This is a genomic window from Peptostreptococcus anaerobius VPI 4330 = DSM 2949, from assembly GCF_000381525.1.
Classification (GTDB): domain Bacteria; phylum Bacillota; class Clostridia; order Peptostreptococcales; family Peptostreptococcaceae; genus Peptostreptococcus; species Peptostreptococcus anaerobius.
On record NZ_KB906607.1, the window covers coordinates 87822 to 107680 of the forward strand.

A 19859-nucleotide genomic window follows, 5' to 3' on the forward strand; every position below is an offset into this window, starting at 1 on the left:
GGTATCTAAGAAATCGTAGTTGAGGCAACATACGGACATCCGAATGTTTGCATGATAAAAGATTTTCTTTTTCCAGTTTTTATAAACTCATCCTCATTCTTTCTATGAAGCATTTCTATATATTTTTCTTGCTCTTCTATTTTTTCCTTGGATATTTCTATCTGTTTTCTTTCCGACACTTTAATTCTCCTCACTATAAAGGCACTGTAACCAGCGCCTTATTTATTTACTATATTCTATTTTACCATATAATTTATATTTTTTGTATTTTGATTTCATTGTATATATAATATTATAACACTATAGATAATAATACAACGGTTTTCAGGCGTAATTTAAGCTAAATGCAAATATTTTTAGCACTATCTATGTTTGAAGTATGTTAGCATACCTAATCCTGCCGAATCAAATGAATTTGTATTTACTACAGGATATCCTAAACAAGTATATTTATCTTCAACCTTACCATTGGATTTCAGCAACCCCACCTGTCCCGATTTCGCACCCAACTGAATTATTATTGTATTTTTAGGATAAATTAATATAAACCTCATTTTCTGCACTAAAAAAGCACCCTAACGACTGTTAAGATGCCTACATATTATAAATTATACTATCCTGCCATATATCTTTTATAGGTTTATCGTTTATATAATGGTTATTAACTAAATCCTCTGCATCCATATAAAAATCTTCAATTTCTCCAAAATCTCTTGATATAAGCAGTTCTCCCTGTGGTGCACCGATATAATATCTAACACCATATAAATCAAACTCAATGTCTAAACCCATTTCAATTGATTCTATAAGTTCTTCTAGGTTAACAAACTTATCATCTGCCATAACTAACTCCCCCTTATTAAGTCTCTATTAACAATAGTATCAGCTTTTGTTAACTCTCCACCTTCTTTTTCTCTTATATATTTTCCCTTATCCTTTTGAACAACCTTCCAGTTATGAGCGCGAGGCACTGCCGGATGTTTCTTCAGATTTCCATGGTCGGTAAAATCTAATTATTTTTCCATGATACATCAGGATACAACCCTTGTAAATCCTTATATGCGTTACTATTATTATACTTTATATACATAAACTTATCAAGGGTATCAGCCACATTAGACGGTGTAAAGATTTTGTAGGGAAAAACTATAGACTTTACCTTAATTTCCCCTACAAATATTTTACACTAGCTTTGAAAATAGCGTCGGTAGATTTTGTCTTCACCTAACAGTGAGGATTTTTTCTACCAAGGCTAAAATGTGTAGAGCCATACTATCCATACAGCAATATTAAAGCGCCATTATCTCATCATAAAACAAGTATTTGTCACCCTCAACAAGACAAGGGATACCTATGTAGCCATCCTCTCTGATAGGTTCAAACTCTTTTTGAGTATCCCTTATTTTTAGAAACTCCTTTAAGACTGATATATCTTTTTGTATATCGAGTAGCTCATATTGTACTTGTCTACTATTCAAATGCTCCATAGCTGGCGGACAGTCTGGACATAAATGGCTAATATATAATTTCATGATTATCTCCTATTATTTTATAATTTAACTAAACTAATCTAATCTACTATTTAACTATATCATCTATCTTTGTATCTAAGTTTGCTATTCTATGACCCTTACTTAATTTTTTCAGACTCTTAGCTAGATATACTAGGGCTACAAGACCTGATCCTATGTCACTCACTGCATTGGAGATATAGACCCCATCAACACCTAAGAACCTAGGTATCAGATAGATAGCTGGTAATAATATGCCTCCATATCTCAGTACATAAAGTATTGTAGCTGACCTTGGTTGCTTTGTAGACTGCAAAAATGTAGTCGCCAAGGAATGGCAGGCTATAAATGGGATACCCAATAGGTATATCCTAATATTTTTATTTGTAATCTCAAGAAGATCTCTTTGGCTTGTGAACATCCTAGTAAAAACATGAGGAAATACTTCTATTGCTACTAAAAATGACAATGACACTGCTAGCATTATCATAAGTGATAACTTTACAGTTTCTTCCACCCTCTCATATCGCTTAGCTCCAAAATTGTAGCCTATCAATGGTTGTGCACCCTGACCTATACCATATATTATCATAGTCACAAAAAGACTTATCGAACTTATTATAGTAACTGAAGCTAACTGATAGTCGCTTCCATAATGGATTATTGACCTATTCAATACTACAGCAACTAAAGTTCCAAATATCTGCATATAAAAATTTGGTAGTCCATTAAGAGCAATATCCTTGACCTCTTCTAATGTCAGCTTGATTCTTCCTTTCCTAAGCTTGATATGCGTATCCTTATTTTTAAGGAAAAAATATATTACATAGACTGTAACAATTGTCTGTGATATAAGTGTTGCTATTGCAGCTCCTCTTACACCCCACTTGAAAATATATATAAATATAAAGTCTAATACTATATTTATTACCGAACTTATAAATACTATGTACATTGATGGCTTGGCAAATCCCAAGCTCCTCACAGTGTTGTTGAGACAATACCCAGTAAGTCCAGGAGCCCCACCTATTAATATTATAACTATATAGTCCTTAGCAAGTTTATATACCGACTCTGACACACCCAACAAGCTAAATAATGGGTCTAAAAATATCAAGCAAACTGCTGTGACTAGAATCTGTGTTATAACTATCAGTACAAGAGATGACGACAAGAGTCTTTCAGCCCCATCATAGTCTTTCTCTCCATTTTTTATAGATATAAGCGTAGACCCTCCAATCCCTATAAGAAGGACAAATGCCATCTGCATAACCTGAAAAGGCATTGTTATGCCTATAGCAGTAAGCCCTAGTGGATCTGATTGACCTACGAATATCCTGTCCACTATATTGTATATGGCTGCAATAAGCATGCTAACTATAGCTGGTATACTTAATTTCACCAGAAGTGACGATACCGAATCATTTTCTAAATCTTTGTTCATAATTACACCCTAGGACACAATAAATCTATTGTGTCCTACTCTTTCTACTATCATTATTAATACTGAAACTTATCTCAGTTCCCTCATTCTTTTTACTTTTTATTACCATTTTTCCACCATGAAGCTTAATTATCTCTTCACTTATAGCAAGCCCCAAGCCACTACCTGTCTTATGGTAGTCTTCTTGGAAAAACTTTTTAGATACTTTGTTTATATTCTGTTCATCAATACCTATGCCAGTATCTGTAACACTAATTTCTGTAACATAGGTAAATTGGTCAACCTTTAGATAAATATTACCACCCTCAGGTGTGAACTTAATAGAGTTCTGTATTAAATTGATCAAGACTTGCCTTAATCTGTTTTTATCCGCATATATTGTCTGTATATTCTGGTTTACAAACTCAAAAGAAAGTCTTAGGTTTTTGTCCACTGCAATTGACCTCAGCTGGTTGATAACACTTACAACAAGGCTCTCTATATTTACAGGCTCAAGCTGCAACTTTATCCTGTCAGATGACAACCTTGAAAAGTCAAGCAACTCTTCTACTAACTTAATCAACCTCTGGGCTTCATCCTGTATAATATTTAGGCCCATCAGTTCCTCTTCCTTGGATATATTGTCAAGCTGTAGGGTCTCACTCCAACCGTTGATTGATGTTAGAGGCGTTCTCAACTCATGCGATACAGAAGATATAAATTCATCCTTTAACTTTTCGCTCTTTTGTATTTCTTGAGCCATATTTTCAAAGGTCCTGGCCAGGTCACCTATTTCGTCATCTGAAATACGCTCCTTGTTCATCTTGATATTATAATTACCCTTTGCTAGCATATTTGAAAATATCTTTAACTCAGTAAGTGGTTCTATAATAGATTCCGCAAACTTCAAGCTAAGCCCTATACTGAATAGTAGGACTAGGATACCTATTAGAATCATATAGGCTACCATCTTTACTATTTCCTTATTGAGGTCTTCAAGGGATATTGAGAATCTTACTACACCATCAACTGTACCATTGACTTTGATTGGAACAGATACACTCATTACCCTTTCGCCTGTGTACTTTTCCTCGTAATCTAATGGCACGATATTACTTGAGTTTTGAAGAGCCTTTTTAACATCTGGATAGTTCATAGTATCCTCTGTATTAAATCCATATTGGTCTATTACAACCTTTCCACTCTTGTCTATGATATTTATGGCTATCTTATTGCTAATAGCATTGTTTTTGTTTTCTAAAATATTGATTGCCCTGTCCATAAATCCTACATTTTCAATATAGGCAGCATTAAATACTGCATTAGTATAGGATACCTGAGACATCAAGGACTGCTTGATAGATGTATAATAATACTTGGTTATAAATACAGACAACAGTATCTCAAAGGAAAAAACCACAAGTATAATGATCATTATAAAGTTCTTTAATACTTTTTTTCTTAATCCTCCAAAATGTAATGTCATTATTCATCTCTCCTAAAAGAGTAGCCATATCCCCATACAGTTTGTATGAACTTAGGCTTTGATGGGTCATCCTCAATCTTATTTCTTATTCTTCTAATGTTTACGTCTACTATCTTGTAATCATATAGGTCAGCAGAACCCCACACCTCTTCAAGTATCTGATCACGGCTAAGGCTCTGAGAGTCATTTGTCATCAGGTACTTAACTATAGAAAACTCAGTTGGTGTAAGATCTACTTCTACTTCATTTTTATATAGTTTTCTCTTGTTTGGATCTAGAAGAAATGGTGGTGTGTTTATCATATTGTTCTTTTTAGAATCAGAATCTTTCTTTACACGTCTTATTAGTGCCTGTACTCTCATAAGTAACTCCTTTATTGAGAATGGCTTAACTATGTAGTCGTCTGCTCCTGACTGGAAGCCTTCTATCTTGTCATCCTCCTGAGACTTGGCTGTAAGCATTATTACACCCATATTATCAAACTCTTTTCTAATATACTTACATATTTCTATACCACTTGTATCTGGCAACATTATATCAAGAAGAGCCAAGCTAATATTCTTTTCAGTAGATAATTTTTCTATTGCTTCGGCCCCTGTTCCAGCCTCTATAACTTCATAACCCTCTCTTTTTAGGTTAATACTAACAAAACTTCTAATTCCAATTTCATCTTCCAAAATTAGTATCTTATCCATTTTTCTCTCCTATCTAAATTTATTTATTGATTATTTCAAATGACTTTTGCACTTCCCTATAGTTTGTACCCATAAGCTTGCAGGCACTCTGATTTATATATTTAAATGTGTATATATAATCTTGATTTTCGTAAAGAACTGTATTAGACTGCTTATCGCTACTACCAGCATCCTTATTTACTCCATTATAATAGTCGCTATTTTTGTCTATTATAATTATCTTGAAATAATCAATCTTGTTACTCATTTCATCTCTAGTAGAAAATACATACTGGACCTTGTCTTCATCAGATTTTCTAGATACTGAAAGTCTATTCTGGTCATAGTCCTTTAGATTCAACTTAAAGTTGTAGTCATAACAATACAAGACCTTATTTGTATTGAGTAACTTTCTTTCCTTGTCGAATTTACCATTCCACTGGTACCAAGTTACAATACTTGATCCCTTTGGCAAGTCTTGTGGGTCCTTTTCTACATTCTGAGAAATCTCTATTATACCATCTTTGTTGATATCAAAAGAACCTAGCGTACTTATATTGTTCAGCTTGTTCTCGTATTCATCGTTAAATACTAGAACAAATTTCCCATCCTTATATACTATGTACTCGTTTATCATAAAGCCACTTAGGCCCTGGTAGGTCAATATAGACCCTCTCCATCCCTTGCCTACAAGACCATTTTTTAGGTTTGTTTTTTCAAGGTTCTCTACATTTTTAATAGTTCCTGCTTCATCAAAAAGTATATTACCATCTACAAAGTTCATTTTACATACCTTTATTTCGTATGTGCTCAGGTCTTTCAAAAGGGCTAGGCCTTCTTTTTTACCGTCTTGATCGTAGTCATAAAAATTTAAGAGCATTGAGTACTTAGAAGTATTAAATTCAGATATTTTCTTTATTGTATCATCTTCATTTTGGTATACATATATATTTTCAAAACCCTTATTTGTCACCTGAAGTACTATATTTTTTTTGCCATTATTATCTACATCTATGAAATTGGCATACTTTATCTTATCTCCCGGTATCCTGACTATTTTCTCACTTTCATCAAGGAGTTCACCGTTTTTTGACTTAAAGATATATATGTAAATACTGTTTACCCCTTGTGACTCACTCTGCTTCTTTTTGAAGGTAACAATCTCGTCATAACCATCATTATTCAAATCGACCCTGTTTATCTTACCTACTTCACCAGCATTCTGAGGAAGAGTAAAATTTGTATCAAGTGGTGTCAGTTTTCTTATCTCATCATAGATTTTCTTGTTAGCTTCATTGTAGATTGGCTTTTCTGATAGCTTTTCAGGCGACTTGATGTTGTTTGCCTTACAAGCAGTCATCATAAATAAAGGTAATAGTAAAAGAGATATCAACCAGAGGATCTTTTTGTGCTTATTCATCGAATCCCCCCTATTCCTTTTTAGGTGGTCTCGGTCCTAAGTACTGGTAATAGTATGTCCTTAACATACCATTGTATAACTTACGTTTTCTAGGAGCGTCCTGACCAAACTCGTATTCAAATTTATCATATGAAGTGATAACAAAGTAAGACCAATTCTTTAGTCCCCTAAATGCGTACCCCATCTCCTTATAGAGAATCTTTACTGCTTCTTCATCTTCTAGTCTCTCTCCATAAGGTGGGTTTGTAATTATCATTCCATACTCTTTGTCTGATTTAAAGTCTTTGACATCTGCTACAGCAAAGTCTATATACTGGTCTACACCTGCTATTTCAGCATTATGCTTGGCTATTTTAATGGATTCTGGATCTATATCATAACCATATATCTTAAAGTCTTCATTGTCATTTAACTGGTCAAAGGCATCCCTTCTTACGTCCCACCATATCTTCTTGTCTATTGTTCTCCACTTTTCGGATATAAACTCCCTATTCATACCAGGAGCCATATTCATACCTATCATGGCTGCCTCTATTAATATTGTCCCTGAACCACACATAGGATCAACCAATATTCTGCCCGGTCTCCAAGGTGTTAGTCTTACAAGACCTGCCGCCAATGTTTCCCTTATTGGTGCCTTGTTGGCTAACTCCTTGTAACCCCTCTTATAAAGGGATACTCCACTCGTATCTATTGATAGTAGGACCCTATCCTTATGTATAAATACATAGATTGGATATTTTTCCTTGTCTTCCTTTAGCATACCTCTTTCCATGTATTTTTCTTTTAAACTATCTACTACTGCCTTTTTTACTATTGACTGTATATCCGGTGTTGAATATAGTTTAGACTTGATGGACGATGCCTTGGCTACTGGAAACTCTGCCCCATATGGTATAAACCTCGACCAATCAATGGACCTAGTCTGGTCGTATAATTCTTCAAAAGACCTAGCTGTAAACTCAGCTATTTTAAGGTTTACCCTCTCAGCACACCTTAACCACATATTAGCCCTTGCTATTCCGTATTCGTCTGTTTTGTAGGTAATCCTACCATCTTCTGTCTTTTCTATTTCAAAACCAAGGTTTTTGATTTCAGTTGCAAGCATCTTTTCCATACCAAAAAAGCATGGCGACACTAAAGTATATTTATAGCTCATTTTTTCTCCTATCTTTTACTAGCTATCTCTAGCATTTTATTTTTTAACTCTCCCTCTAGCCTCTGAATCTCTTGCTGGGCTGCCAGTCTTTTTTGACTTCCTTCAGAATGTATCCTCATCATTTCGTCAAGACTGTTTATTAAGGTGTCATTTGTATTCTTAATTGTCTCTACATCAACAATGCCCCTCTCAGATTCTTTGGCAGCCTCAATCGTAGCCATTTTAATAGTCTCAGCATTCTGTTTTAAAAGGTCATTGGTTATATCGCTGATCTGCCTTTGTGTTTTTATGGCTTCACCGGAGTTTAATGCTCCTATTGCAAGAACCATCTGGTTTTTCCATAGTGGTATTGTGTTTACAATAGTAGACTGGATCTTTTCGACCATCTCTACATTGTTGTTTTGTACCATCCTAATCTGTGGTCCTGTCTGTATAGCTATCATCCTAGTTAACTCAAGGTCATAGATCTTCTTTTCAAACCTATTTAATTGTTTCTTCAGGTCATCTACTTCCTGAACTAGTTCTTGAGAACCGCTCGTACTGGCTCTATCAATCAGGATAGGTAGGTCTGTATTTTTGATAAGGTCTATTTTTTTCTTGCCTGCCAGTATATACATAGAAATTTCCTTGTAGTAGTCCTTGTTAAGATCATACATTTGGTCTAGCATTGATATATCCTTCATCAGACCGATCTGCTGACTTTCCAAAGATTTCACTATAGTGTCTAGGTTAAGTTGGGCCTTGTCGTAATTGGCCTTTAAAATTTGAGCCTTCTTAGGTCCCTTTCTCAAGAATCCTAGAAACTTCTTTTCCTCCTTGGCATCAAAACCCTTTAGCTCGACTACCAAACTACTTATCATTGACCCGATTTCCCCTAGGTCTTTGGTCCTGATAGTATCCAAAGTCTTCTCAGAAAAATCCGATAGTTTCTTTTGAACACCAACGCCATATTCTAATATCTGCTGGGAATTCTTTATATCTATCTTTTCAGAAAATTCACCTACCATCTTAATTTCATCATGAGTTAGACCTAGTCTGGCCATTTCTTCTAGTAGCTTGCTGTCTTGTAACTTGTCTCCTATATCAACTGACTTAAGCTCAGGTCTTAGTGTCAATTCAATTTTATTTGTATCCATTATTTTCACCTCTTATATTAGTTTCACTATACAAACCATCCTGTGATAGCATGGTTTTGAGAACTGATATATCTGAATTTATGTCCATTGTGTCTATTGCACTTATTTGGTTTAGCAGCTTGTCATATGCTAGTTTGATTGTATCTAAGGTAGACTCTATATCTAGCTTTACCTTGTCTATGTCGCTAGTGGATATACCTTTGGATTCTATATCCCTATATGATTCAAGTAGTTTGACTGTAGTAGGCATATAATAAGAAGTAAACCTATCAAGGATTCTGATCTGATCAGGATATTTCTTGATCGCATCTACTATATTGTTTATAGACCCCTCAATATCTAATACCTTGTTTTTAACATCTAAATTATCTATATCCGCTGATATATCTCTTATCTTTTCAATCTGATTTTGACAGGCATCAATTAAGTTTTTGAGATCTTGGTTAGACGCAATCTCTTGCTCTTTTTTCATATTTTTTTCCCTAGATATTAAACTTGATTTGTAAAAAGAATACAATTCGTCACTAGCCAAAAATATAGTGTCATCTTCAACTATATGCCCTTCAATAAAGTTGCCATTTTTGATATATCTCCTAAGATCTTTTATAACCTTATTCTTTGACCTACCTGTTTTCTTTGCCATATCTTCTATCTGACCATATCCATTTTCATCTATAGCATCTGTGTATGACTTGAAGTTTAGGCAATTTAGTATTCTGTTTGCAAATATGCCCCCTATACCTGTAAACATAAGGCCGCCAACAACAAATACACCATAACTTCCTAGAGATAGACTATAAAATACTACCCCAACTATAAAGGAAATCACTGCCAAGACAAAGCTGGGAACCATAAAACCTATACTGGTGTAAAGTCCCTTTGGCTTGATTGTAAGTCTATCTAAAAGCTTGTTTTTGTTTATAAACTTCTGTCTTTTTATTTCTTTATCATAGATTGGTTTTATCAAGCTTTCTCCAGCCCTTGATGCTATTTTGTATACTGTAGACCTATTGACTTCATCGATTGCCATATCTACTGTTTTTAGTATTTTGTCATTAAGACCACCTAGGTTCATACCCCTTAACATATCATCAACAGACCTGCCTATATATGAACTGATGTCCTTGTCTCTTCTATATTCTTCATATGGATCGTAATAACTGTCAGTTTCTTCATCGTATCTTGATCTGTTTCTATAGTCATGATCGAAGTTTCTCCTATTGTAGTTACTATCTCTCATATTATCACCTCACTTATAATAGATATTATACCATACTTCAATCACTTATTCCTATTATATTAGGCCTACTTATACATCTATCTTTATATTTGGACAGTATAAGGGGAGACCCAATTAATCGAATCTCCCCTTATAGCTTAACTTTTATTTTTCTACTAGATGTCCTTCTTCAATGTAGATTATCTTGTCAGCAACAGTATCTGCAAACTGTATATCATGTGTTATTATCAATATTGCCATACCAAGATTTTTAAACTTGTCTATTATAGTTTTTACATTTCCAATATTTTCTTGGTCAAGGGCTGATGTAGGTTCATCAAAGCACAAGACCTTTGGGTTAAGGGCGCATGACCTTGCAATAGCAACCCTTTGCTGTTGACCACCTGATAACTGGTAAGGATACATATCCTTCTTGTCTGACAAGTCCACCATATCAAGTAACTCAAGTGCTACCTTTTCAGCTTCACTCCTAGATTTTTTAAATACTCTAATGGGAGCTTCTGTAATATTTTCCAGTATCGTAAGGTGTGGAAATAGGTTGAAATTCTGAAATACCATACCTATTTGTCCTCTTAACTTGGAAAAGTCTGCTGAATTTTTTATTTCTGTATCATCTACTATTATAGAACCAGAATCAAAAGACTCTAGTCCATTTATGCATCTTATAAGAGTGGTTTTACCTGCACCTGACTTACCAAGTACAACACCTATCTCGCCTTTTTCAATCTCAAAGGATATCCCTTTAAGGACTTCTAAATTATTAAAACTCTTTTTTAAATCTACTACCTTTAGCATATCACACTTCCTCCCAATTACCTACTTATAATAAGAATATTTCTTTTCTAGACTAGCGAACAACTGTGTGATAAGTGCTGTAAGTACTAGATATATTATTGCTGCGTATAAGAATGGCATCAGGCTAGCTTCCCTGTTACTAGCTGCAGTAGCTATTCTAAAAAGATCGTTTAAGCCAAGTACAGATACCAATGATGTATCCTTTACCAGATTTATAAATTCATTTGAAACTGGAGGTAGTACCCTCTTTATAACCTGTGGTATGATGATTCTCCTGTTCATAGTCCACTTGTCAAAACCTAGCACCTTGGCTGCTTCATACTGGCCCCTATCAATTGACTCTAGACCTGATCTAAATATCTCAGCATAGTAAGCAGCATAGTTAATTGTAAAGGCTATAACTGCTATAGGCATCTTGTCAAATACCAGATTTTCGTTTAGCAGTGGTAGTCCATAATATAAAAACATCATCTGTAGTAAAAGTGGGCTCCCTCTCATTATCCATATATAAAAACTAGTCACCGACCTTGCCAGTTTATTTTTTGAAATTCTAACTTGTGCTACCAATAAACCAAGTGGTATTGAAAATACCGTAGTCAGTACAAATAGCTCTAATACAATCTTTAATCCTTCAATCATTTCCTAATCCATCCAATCTAATTATTCTAGTTAAACCATTTGGCCTTTATCTTGTCAAATGTTCCATCTTCCTGCATTTCTTTTAATACCTTGTTGAATTCTTCTACCCTCTTAGTATCGTCTTTTCTAAATCCAACTCCATACTGTTCCTTACCAAGGTCACCATCTAGTACCTGGTACTTGTCTGCTCCCCTTTGCTTGATGTAGTACTTTAGTAATACTTCATCACCTACAACAGCCTTAGTTCTACCAATCTCTAAGTCTCTTAGAGCCTTGTCAAATGTATCGTAAGTAGTTGGTTCAGACCCCTTTATAAGACCTGTAAATTCCTTGTTGGCCTCTATAGCATCTAGAGATGCTGAACCAGCCTGTGTTCCAACTTGCTTGTCCTTTAGGTCCTTGAAAGTCTTTATATTGTCTTTCTTCATAGATACTACTATCTGCTTATTGTCCAAGTAAGGAGTAGAAAAAGCTACCTTTTCCTTTCTCTGTTCAGTTATTGAGTAACCATTCCATAGGGCATCTACGTTCTTATTTTCTAGTGACTGCTCCTTTGTTGACCAGTCTATATTTTCAAACCTAGGTTCAAGTCCCATTCTCTTGAAGGCTTCCTTTGCTAAGTCAATATCAAAGCCTACAAGTTCATTCTTGTCATCCAAAAATCCCATTGGTACAAATGTATTATCAAGACCAACTACTATTTCTTTTGATGATTTTGCACTATCTGCCTTCTTTTCAGAAGACTTACATGCTACCAAACTTGTCGCTATCACTAAACCTAAACCTACTGCCATCAACTTCTTTAAACTTTTAATTTTCATTTTGCTACCTCCGTATAATAAATATAAATTTGTGAATTACGCTATATACACCGAGCAATATGAATTTTTCTAGGCTTGAAAATAAGTATAAAAAAACTCCCATCCTCCGACATATGTCAGAGGACGAGAGTACTAAAATCAATACTTCGTGTTCCCACCTCTATTCGCCACAATCTCACGATAATGGCCTCATCAGGTACAAGATACTATACCTTAGCACTGTAACGGGTGCACCCGTGGTAGCCTACTCTAATTTCGGTACCCAACTCAAAGATGTGTTCAATAATCCTCATCAATTGCTTTTCACCAACCAGCAACTCTCTGCATGACTAATATCATCTACTAGTTCTTATCCTCGTCTTCTATTCTATAGCGTTGAATACATCTTACAACTAAATCCTGAAAGTGTCAATACCTTTTTCAGAAAATTTATTTATATTGTTACTTGCAAAAGTAAATTCCGCTCTGATCTAGAATTTACTTTTACTGAAATCAATTTATTTATCGATATTTTTATTCTTGTTGGTCCATGCAACCTGATGTACATCACCAAAAGAATAGTCCTTAAACCTGTCTGTGTACTCACCCTTATAACCTATCAGATACAAGATCACCAACTCTATGTAGGATATTCCCAGTAGGATTATATTGAACATGGATTCAAAATCCAAATATATTTTTTTATTCCTAGATGGGTGGACAACAGAATTCCTGTAAAATGTTATGGCATCAACAGAATCACTAAAGTAAGTCTTTATATTATCTGACATATCGCATTCTTTTGGTATTGACCCATCTATACCACAGTGATCTAATAATTCTCTAATATTCCTCTTAGAGCTGTGCTTGTCGTACACACTTTGCCTATAAGTATTTTCTGTTTCTACCAATACAACGTAAGAAAGCATCTCTAGGGCTGTTTGGACTGATATTATATTATTACCAAGGTTCATACCATTAATGGCCTCCATATACCAGTCTAATACATTGGATATTGTATCGTTATAATAGTCCTCTTCAAGTTTTTTACACATAAGTGACATATACTTTTCTATATTGTGGTAATTGGATATAGTGCTAGTCCAGTTAAAGACAAACTTATAGCCTGACCTAGCCATTCTATACCAGGCCCTATACACTTCCCTATCCTCATGATATCCATAAGTATTTGGTATTGATACATATCTGCCTGATGCAAAACTTAGTGCCGTAGCTATCCTGCTTATCATCTGGTCAACCTTCCTGGTATTAAAGGGCGCTTCATTTTTCCTGTATATCCTACCTGTATGAGTGATAATATTAGAAGACTTAGCCTCTAGGGATGCCTTGAGGTCTTTATTGTATCCATAACTTTTATCTATTATTATTTTATAATCATTTAAAGTAAACTCTATCCTGCCAGCATATACTAGATCTTGGTATTTTACTAGCTTACCCGGTATCTTGTCCATATTTACAATGTCAAACTGTACATAGTCAACCTTATTATCCTTTGACTTGATTACAAAGTCATTGACATAGCCTTCAATATGATTATTTTTGATACTAGTAATGTCAGCATCAATCAGTTTATATCCTAGAATCTCTAAACTTACACTATCCATCATCAAACTAGGTATATCCTCTTCTAATTCATCAAACTTATATATAGTGCCCTCAAATTTAATAGAGGATGTATCAGTCATATCATAGTATACACGTCCATTAAACCTTATGTTGACTGATGAATATATACATAGATTACCTTCATAGATTGTGAGACTCTCATCCATTTGCTCTAGACTGTATTTTGAAACTATTGATTTATTACTTATGGTCATAAGTTTTGTCACCCTTTCTAACTAATCCATCTCATTAAAGGCTGTGGCAAGCATAAGTTTAATCCTGTTTAACTGATTTACTGATGTGGCCGATGCATCATAATCTATTGGTATGATATTGGCATTTGGATATTCTTTTTTGATAGCCTTTATAACACCCTTGCCTATAATGTGGTTGGGAAGACATCCAAATGGTTGCATACATACGATATTATTGCAGCCACTCTTGATTAACTCCAACATCTCCCCTGGCAGTAACCAACCTTCACCAGTCTGGTTGCCAAGAGACACAAATCTCTTTGTGTATTCAGCTACATCCTCAATCCTATCAGGCGCTTCAAACCTCTTACTCTTAGAAAGAGCTTGCCTGTATATCTTTTGATAGGCTTCCATGATCTTGACTATGGACTTGCCAATTAACATACTCTTGTATGAACCTTCAAGTTTTTTGTATTTATACAAGTTATTATAGGCACTTGTAAGAAAGAAGTTCATAAGGTCTGGTACTACCACTTCAGCCCCTTCTTTTTCAATAATTGATATTAGGTCATTATTAGCTATAGGTGAAAACTTCACTAAGATTTCTCCTACTAAACCTACCTTAGGCTTTTTGCTTTCTAGTATTTCAAGATTATCAAAATCCTTTATTATATTTCTTATATTTGATTTATAGTCACTGAATTTTGCATTTCTTAGGGATTCCTTACACCTATTAGACCACTTTTCATATAGGTCATTAGCAGAGCCTTTAATTTTTTCATAGGGCCTTACCCTCAATAATACCTTCATTAAGAGGTCTCCATAAACCATACCCATAATTATCTTGTTAATAACAGGTAGAGTAAAGTGGTCTTTTAGTCCATTGTCCTCTACGCCCTGGGCACTTATTGACACCACTGGCACCATTCCAAATCCAGCTGATTTTAAGGCCTTTCTAAGGAATCCTATATAATTGGTAGCCCTGCAGCCTCCACCTGTCTGACTCATAAGTACACTTGTATTATGAATATCATATTTACCTGATTTAAGGGCCTGTATAATTTGACCTATTACTATTATTGCAGGATAACAAGCGTCATTGTTCACATACCTCAAGCCTTCGTCGATTATATCCGATGACTTATTTGTTAGAACAACCATTTTTAAACCCGAATCATTTAGAGCTCTTTCTAAAAATTGGAACTGTATTGGTGCCATTTGTGGTGCCAATAATGTATGTTCCTTATTTAGACGAGTATTTTTTTCATATTTAATGCTAGCTTTGGTAGTAGCTTTATTATTTCCAACACTAGTCTCTCTTTCCTTTATCGCAGCCTTCAAGGACCTTAGTCTTATCTTTGCAGCTCCTAGGTTATTACCTTCATCTATTTTGATTACTGTATGTATTTTTGATTTTCTATCTAGTATCTCTTCAACCTGCTCTGTTGTTACTGCATCTAGTCCACATCCAAAAGAGTTGAGCTGGACTATCTCTAAATTATCGTGGTCATTACAAAACTCTGCAGCCTTGTACAATCTAGAATGGTATACCCACTGGTCAACAACTCTCAATGATTCTTTTGCATTGGCCATATGACATACAGAATCCTCTGATAAAACTGCAAAACCAAGACTGTTTATAAGTTCTGGTATGCCATGGTTTATCTCTGGATCAAGGTGGTAAGGCCTACCTGCCAAGACTATGCCCTTCTCGTTTGAAGATGCTAGATAGTCTACTATTTCTTGCCCTTTTTTTCTTATGTCATCTTTAAATTCATCATACTGTTTACTTGCAAGATCAACCGCCCTGTTTATATCTTCATGTCTTATGTCTGGATAATGATAGGACATGGCCTCGTACAGCCTCTTCTTAAGCTTTTTCTTGTTGTTCAAAGATACGAAGAAATTGATATACTTTATATCTTTTTCAGCTAATGACTCCATATTGGATTTTATAACTTCTGGATATGATGTCACAACCGGACAATTATAGTGGTTGTCTGCATCCATATTTTCCAGGACCTCATGGGTAACAGAAGGATAAAATATGGTCTTTATTCCTCTTTCTATCAGGCTTTCAATATGTCCATGTACTAGCTTAGCTGGATAACATACGGTATCTGAAGCAATAGAACTTATACCCTTTTCAAATAGCTTTTTTGAAGATTTTTCTGATAATACAACTGAAAATCCTAATTCAGTCAAAAATCTATGCCAAAATGGGTAATTTTCATACATATTTAAGACTCTAGGTATACCTATTAGCCCTCTTTTGGATTGGTTTTCATCTAATGAATTGTATGAAAATAATTTTTCATACTTGTATTTGTACATATTTACAGGTTTTGTCTCTTGTTTTATTTTCTTATGGCTATAAATAGCTTCACCTACTTCACACCTATTGCCTGAGACAAATATCTCACTTTCAGAAAACTTGTTTATTGTTAGTAGACACTTATTTGAGCATCCCTTACATCTAGTAACACTTGACTCTACTTTTATACCGTTTAACTGATTTATATTTAATATATTAGACCTTTGACCCCTGTATCGCTCTTTTGATATAAGAGCACAACCAAATGCCCCCATCAGACCTGCTATATCCGGTCTAGTCACATTTCTATCTATCAATTTCTCAAAAGACCTAAGCACTAAGTCATTGTAAAATGTACCCCCTTGAACTACTACATGGTCGCCTAGGTCTGAAACATCTCTCAACTTTATAACCTTAAATAGAGCATTTTTGACAACAGAATAGGCCAAACCAGCAGATATGTCAGCTACACTTGCACCTTCTTTTTGAGCCTGTTTGACCCTTGAATTCATAAATACAGTACACCTAGACCCAAGATCAACCGGATTTTTGGACACAATACCCCTTTGTGCGAAATCCTTGACATCCATATGGAGTGACTTGGCAAATGATTCTAGGAATGATCCACACCCTGAAGAACACGCTTCGTTGAGGATAATTTGGTCTATTACACCATTTTTTATCTTTAGACACTTCATGTCCTGACCGCCTATATCAAGTATAAAATCAACATCTGGATCAAAAAATTTTGCTGCCTTGTAGTGGGCTATTGTTTCTATCTCACCACCGTCAATCCTAAGAGCTTTTTTAAGCATCTCTTCTCCATAGCCAGTAACAGTCGCCTGTGATATACATGAACCCTCAGGCATTTGTGAATATATATCTTTCAATATTTTTATACTCATATCAAGAGGACTACCCTCATTTGAGCCGTAATGAGAGTAGAGTATCTGCCCCTCATCTCCCATCAATATGGCCTTTGTGGTAGTAGATCCAGCATCAAGTCCTAAATAAAATCTTCCCTTGTAAGAACTTATATCTTGTCTTTTAACACACGCCTTAGAATGTCTATCAACAAAATCATTATAGTCGTCATCATCTTCAAATAGTGGATCAATTTTTTCAGCCTGAGAGTCCTCAAGACTATCTACTGAGTCTACTTTTTTAATCAAACTACAAATAGAGTTTATTTTTTCCTTTTTAGACAATAGGGCTGCCCCCAAAGCCACATATAACTGGGCATTTTCTGGAAAGATTATATTTTTATCTTCAAGCTTTAAAACATTTTTGAACTGCTTCCTAAGCTCGGACAAAAAGTATAATGGTCCACCTAAAAATGCAACATTACCCTCTATTTTCCTGCCACAAGAAAGTACGCTTACAGTCTGTACAACAACTGCATTAAAAATACTCATTGCTATATCTGCTTTTTTTGCACCATCATTGATTAGGGGTTGTATATCAGTTTTTGCAAATACACCACACCTTGAAGCTATCGGGTATATTACTGAATAGTCTTTTGCAAGCTCGTTTAGTCCACTAGCATCTGTCTTTAATAGAGATGCCATCTGGTCTATAAAGGCTCCTGTTCCACCTGCACATATACCGTTCATACGTTGGTCAATGCCACCTGACAAAAATGTCACCTTTGCATCCTCTCCACCCAACTCAACTACTACGTCAGTTTCTGGATTGTAGTGTCTTATAGCTTCGGTACTAGAAATTACTTCTTGCTCAAATCTTAGGTCTACTTTCTTAGATAGACCTATTCCTCCCGAACCTGTGATAACAGTTTTTAAACTAACATTACCCAACTTATCATATATCTTCTTTAACTGGTCGCTAACTGCCTTTTTAACATCTGAGAAGTGCCTTTTATATTCACTAAATAACATCTCATTTTCTTCTGTCAAAACTACGGCCTTCACTGTTGTAGAACCTATATCAATTCCTAATTTTAAGATTCCATTCATTGTAGCCCTCCTAATAAACATACTATTATACTTAGATTTCTTATTTGTTAAACCATCTTAATAATATACACTAATTATACGTCACTTGAATAATGAATGTCAATAATATGCTATAGTTTAAAATATAAGTAAATGACAAAGAATACTATTTAAAACACATAAAAAAAGGAGGCTAGCCTCCTTTTTTTTACATATACTTAATCATTTAAATTCTTATTTCATCTTTTCTGATACGATATTTACAAGGTCATGAGTTCTAGTTGCATATCCCCATTCATTATCATACCATGAAAGTATCTTTACTAATCCATTGTCCATTACCATTGTTGAAAGTCCATCAACTATTGAAGATCTTTCATCTCCCTTGTAGTCTACAGATACAAGAGGCTTGTCTGAATATCCCAATATACCCTTTAATTCACCTTCTGATGCTTTCTTAAGAGCTGCATTTACTTCTTCAGCAGTTATGTCCTTTTTCCTTACATTTACAACTAAATCAACTATTGAAACTGTCTGAGTTGGAACTCTTAGAGAGAATCCATTTAATTTGCCCTTTAACTGAGGAAGTACAAGAGCAACCGCCTTAGCTGCACCTGTAGTTGTAGGTATTATTGAGGCTCCACAAGCTCTAGATCTTCTAAGGTCCTTGTGTGACTTGTCCAGTACCTGCTGGTCATTAGTATAGGCATGTACTGTAGTCATCATACCATTTTCTATACCAAATTCTTCATCTATTACCTTTGCAACTGGAGCTAGACAGTTTGTAGTACAAGAAGCATTAGATATTATATTGTGTAGGTCATTGTCGTACATATCTCCGTTTACACCAAGAACTAGTGTTATATCTTCGTTCTTAGCTGGACAAGTAATGATAACCTTTTTAGCACCTGCATCTATATGTCCCTGTGCATCTTCTCTCTTTTTGAATTTACCAGTGTTCTCTACTACTATGTCAACACCAAGTTCCTTCCATGGTATTTCCTTTGGACTAGCTGCCCTAGTTATCTTTATTTCTTTTCCGTTTACTACTATTGTATCATTATCTTTTACTTCAACTTCACCCTTGAATGTTCCGAAACTTGAATCGTACTGGAATAAATGTGCTAATGTTTCTGCATTTGCCCTAGCATTGATGGCAACGATTTCATACTTTGCATTCGCATCCGCTTCTACTAGTCTAAGAACTGACCTTCCTATTCTACCAAATCCATTTAATCCTACTTTTATTTTCATACTCTTCCTCCGTCATATATTTTCGTTATTGGGGACTTTAAATTAATTAGTGTATCATATATATCCCCTCCTCGACTATATTGTATATCATTTTTATTTTTTTTGCAATAAATATCAAGAAAAAAATGTTTTTTTAAGCTTGTTATTTATTTATTATAGTATTTAGCCTGTATTTTGATATACTATATATAAAAAACACCTAATAAACTATACATATAAAAAGACTGCATAAAAAT

General features: G+C 34.8%; 16 protein-coding genes and 1 other annotated feature. All 16 genes read right to left on the minus strand.

Going from position 1 to position 19859, the window contains the following annotated elements; all coding sequences use genetic code 11:
* Positions 1-5 precede the first annotated feature (5 nt).
* Positions 6-179: a hypothetical protein gene (locus F823_RS0101910; protein ID WP_019595314.1), complete on the minus strand. Its 174-nt coding sequence runs from the start codon at positions 177-179 to the stop codon at positions 6-8.
* A 415-nt stretch (positions 180-594) separates the two neighbouring features.
* Positions 595-843, minus strand: coding sequence for a hypothetical protein (locus tag F823_RS0101920; RefSeq protein ID WP_002845705.1), 249 nt, complete (start codon positions 841-843; stop codon positions 595-597).
* A gap of 446 nt (positions 844-1289) precedes the next feature.
* A complete protein-coding gene (locus F823_RS0101925) occupies positions 1290-1532 on the minus strand; it encodes a glutaredoxin domain-containing protein (RefSeq protein ID WP_019595316.1) in 243 nt (80 codons plus the stop codon).
* Positions 1533-1578: 46 nt separating this feature from the next.
* A complete protein-coding gene (locus tag F823_RS0101930; RefSeq protein ID WP_002845707.1) occupies positions 1579-2955 on the minus strand; it encodes an MATE family efflux transporter in 1377 nt (458 codons plus the stop codon).
* Between the two features lie 25 nt (positions 2956-2980).
* On the minus strand, positions 2981-4420 hold the full coding sequence (locus F823_RS0101935; protein ID WP_002845708.1) for a sensor histidine kinase: 1440 nt from the start codon (positions 4418-4420) through the stop codon (positions 2981-2983).
* Complete coding sequence (locus F823_RS0101940; protein WP_002844668.1) at positions 4420-5115, minus strand: response regulator transcription factor; 696 nt, start codon at positions 5113-5115, stop codon at positions 4420-4422. Before F823_RS0101940 ends, F823_RS0101935 begins: the two co-directional genes overlap by 1 nt.
* A gap of 19 nt (positions 5116-5134) precedes the next feature.
* Positions 5135-6514, minus strand: a complete 1380-nt coding sequence (locus F823_RS0101945; protein WP_002844703.1) for a hypothetical protein — start codon at positions 6512-6514, stop codon at positions 5135-5137.
* 10 nt (positions 6515-6524) lie between these two features.
* Complete coding sequence (locus F823_RS0101950; RefSeq protein ID WP_002844680.1) at positions 6525-7673, minus strand: THUMP domain-containing class I SAM-dependent RNA methyltransferase; 1149 nt, start codon at positions 7671-7673, stop codon at positions 6525-6527.
* Between the two features lie 8 nt (positions 7674-7681).
* The gene (locus F823_RS0101955; protein ID WP_002845710.1) at positions 7682-8809 is read right to left on the minus strand and encodes a toxic anion resistance protein; all 1128 of its coding nucleotides are present in this window, start codon (positions 8807-8809) and stop codon (positions 7682-7684) included.
* Positions 8796-10049: a 5-bromo-4-chloroindolyl phosphate hydrolysis family protein gene (locus F823_RS0101960; RefSeq protein ID WP_002845712.1), complete on the minus strand. Its 1254-nt coding sequence runs from the start codon at positions 10047-10049 to the stop codon at positions 8796-8798. Before F823_RS0101960 ends, F823_RS0101955 begins: the two co-directional genes overlap by 14 nt.
* A gap of 144 nt (positions 10050-10193) precedes the next feature.
* Positions 10194-10844 carry an amino acid ABC transporter ATP-binding protein gene (locus F823_RS0101965; protein ID WP_002844674.1) on the minus strand — a complete coding sequence of 217 codons (651 nt, stop codon included), beginning with the start codon at positions 10842-10844 and terminating at the stop codon, positions 10194-10196.
* A 21-nt stretch (positions 10845-10865) separates the two neighbouring features.
* Positions 10866-11483, minus strand: coding sequence for an amino acid ABC transporter permease (locus tag F823_RS0101970; protein WP_002844731.1), 618 nt, complete (start codon positions 11481-11483; stop codon positions 10866-10868).
* Positions 11484-11509: 26 nt separating this feature from the next.
* Positions 11510-12304, minus strand: a complete 795-nt coding sequence (locus F823_RS0101975) for an amino acid ABC transporter substrate-binding protein (protein WP_019595317.1) — start codon at positions 12302-12304, stop codon at positions 11510-11512.
* A gap of 116 nt (positions 12305-12420) precedes the next feature.
* Positions 12421-12669, minus strand: a binding site (T-box leader).
* A gap of 132 nt (positions 12670-12801) precedes the next feature.
* Entirely contained in the window at positions 12802-14124 is a 1323-nt protein-coding gene (locus tag F823_RS0101980) for a YopA family protein (RefSeq protein WP_019595318.1), read from the minus strand.
* 21 nt (positions 14125-14145) lie between these two features.
* Complete coding sequence (locus F823_RS0101985) at positions 14146-18390, minus strand: 2-hydroxyacyl-CoA dehydratase (protein ID WP_019595319.1); 4245 nt, start codon at positions 18388-18390, stop codon at positions 14146-14148.
* A gap of 213 nt (positions 18391-18603) precedes the next feature.
* Complete coding sequence (gene gap / locus F823_RS0101990; RefSeq protein ID WP_002844711.1) at positions 18604-19623, minus strand: type I glyceraldehyde-3-phosphate dehydrogenase; 1020 nt, start codon at positions 19621-19623, stop codon at positions 18604-18606.
* Between the last annotated feature and the right edge of the window lie 236 nt (positions 19624-19859).

Bases quoted from the DNA above. Each gene is read 5' to 3' on its own strand.
- F823_RS0101975 (WP_019595317.1), bottom strand. From the start codon at position 12,304: ATGAAAATTAAAAGTTTAAAGAAGTTGATGGCAGTAGGTTTAGGTTTA.
- F823_RS0101935 (WP_002845708.1), bottom strand. From the start codon at position 4,420: ATGACATTACATTTTGGAGGATTAAGAAAAAAAGTATTAAAGAACTTT.
- gap (WP_002844711.1), bottom strand. From the start codon at position 19,623: ATGAAAATAAAAGTAGGATTAAATGGATTTGGTAGAATAGGAAGGTCA.
- F823_RS0101925 (WP_019595316.1), bottom strand. From the start codon at position 1,532: ATGAAATTATATATTAGCCATTTATGTCCAGACTGTCCGCCAGCTATG.
- F823_RS0101940 (WP_002844668.1), bottom strand. From the start codon at position 5,115: ATGGATAAGATACTAATTTTGGAAGATGAAATTGGAATTAGAAGTTTT.
- F823_RS0101960 (WP_002845712.1), bottom strand. From the start codon at position 10,049: ATGAGAGATAGTAACTACAATAGGAGAAACTTCGATCATGACTATAGA.
- F823_RS0101970 (WP_002844731.1), bottom strand. From the start codon at position 11,483: ATGATTGAAGGATTAAAGATTGTATTAGAGCTATTTGTACTGACTACG.
- F823_RS0101950 (WP_002844680.1), bottom strand. From the start codon at position 7,673: ATGAGCTATAAATATACTTTAGTGTCGCCATGCTTTTTTGGTATGGAA.
- F823_RS0101955 (WP_002845710.1), bottom strand. From the start codon at position 8,809: ATGGATACAAATAAAATTGAATTGACACTAAGACCTGAGCTTAAGTCA.
- F823_RS0101980 (WP_019595318.1), bottom strand. From the start codon at position 14,124: ATGACCATAAGTAATAAATCAATAGTTTCAAAATACAGTCTAGAGCAA.
- F823_RS0101920 (WP_002845705.1), bottom strand. From the start codon at position 843: ATGGCAGATGATAAGTTTGTTAACCTAGAAGAACTTATAGAATCAATT.
- F823_RS0101965 (WP_002844674.1), bottom strand. From the start codon at position 10,844: ATGCTAAAGGTAGTAGATTTAAAAAAGAGTTTTAATAATTTAGAAGTC.
- F823_RS0101945 (WP_002844703.1), bottom strand. From the start codon at position 6,514: ATGAATAAGCACAAAAAGATCCTCTGGTTGATATCTCTTTTACTATTA.
- F823_RS0101930 (WP_002845707.1), bottom strand. From the start codon at position 2,955: ATGAACAAAGATTTAGAAAATGATTCGGTATCGTCACTTCTGGTGAAA.
- F823_RS0101985 (WP_019595319.1), bottom strand. From the start codon at position 18,390: ATGAATGGAATCTTAAAATTAGGAATTGATATAGGTTCTACAACAGTG.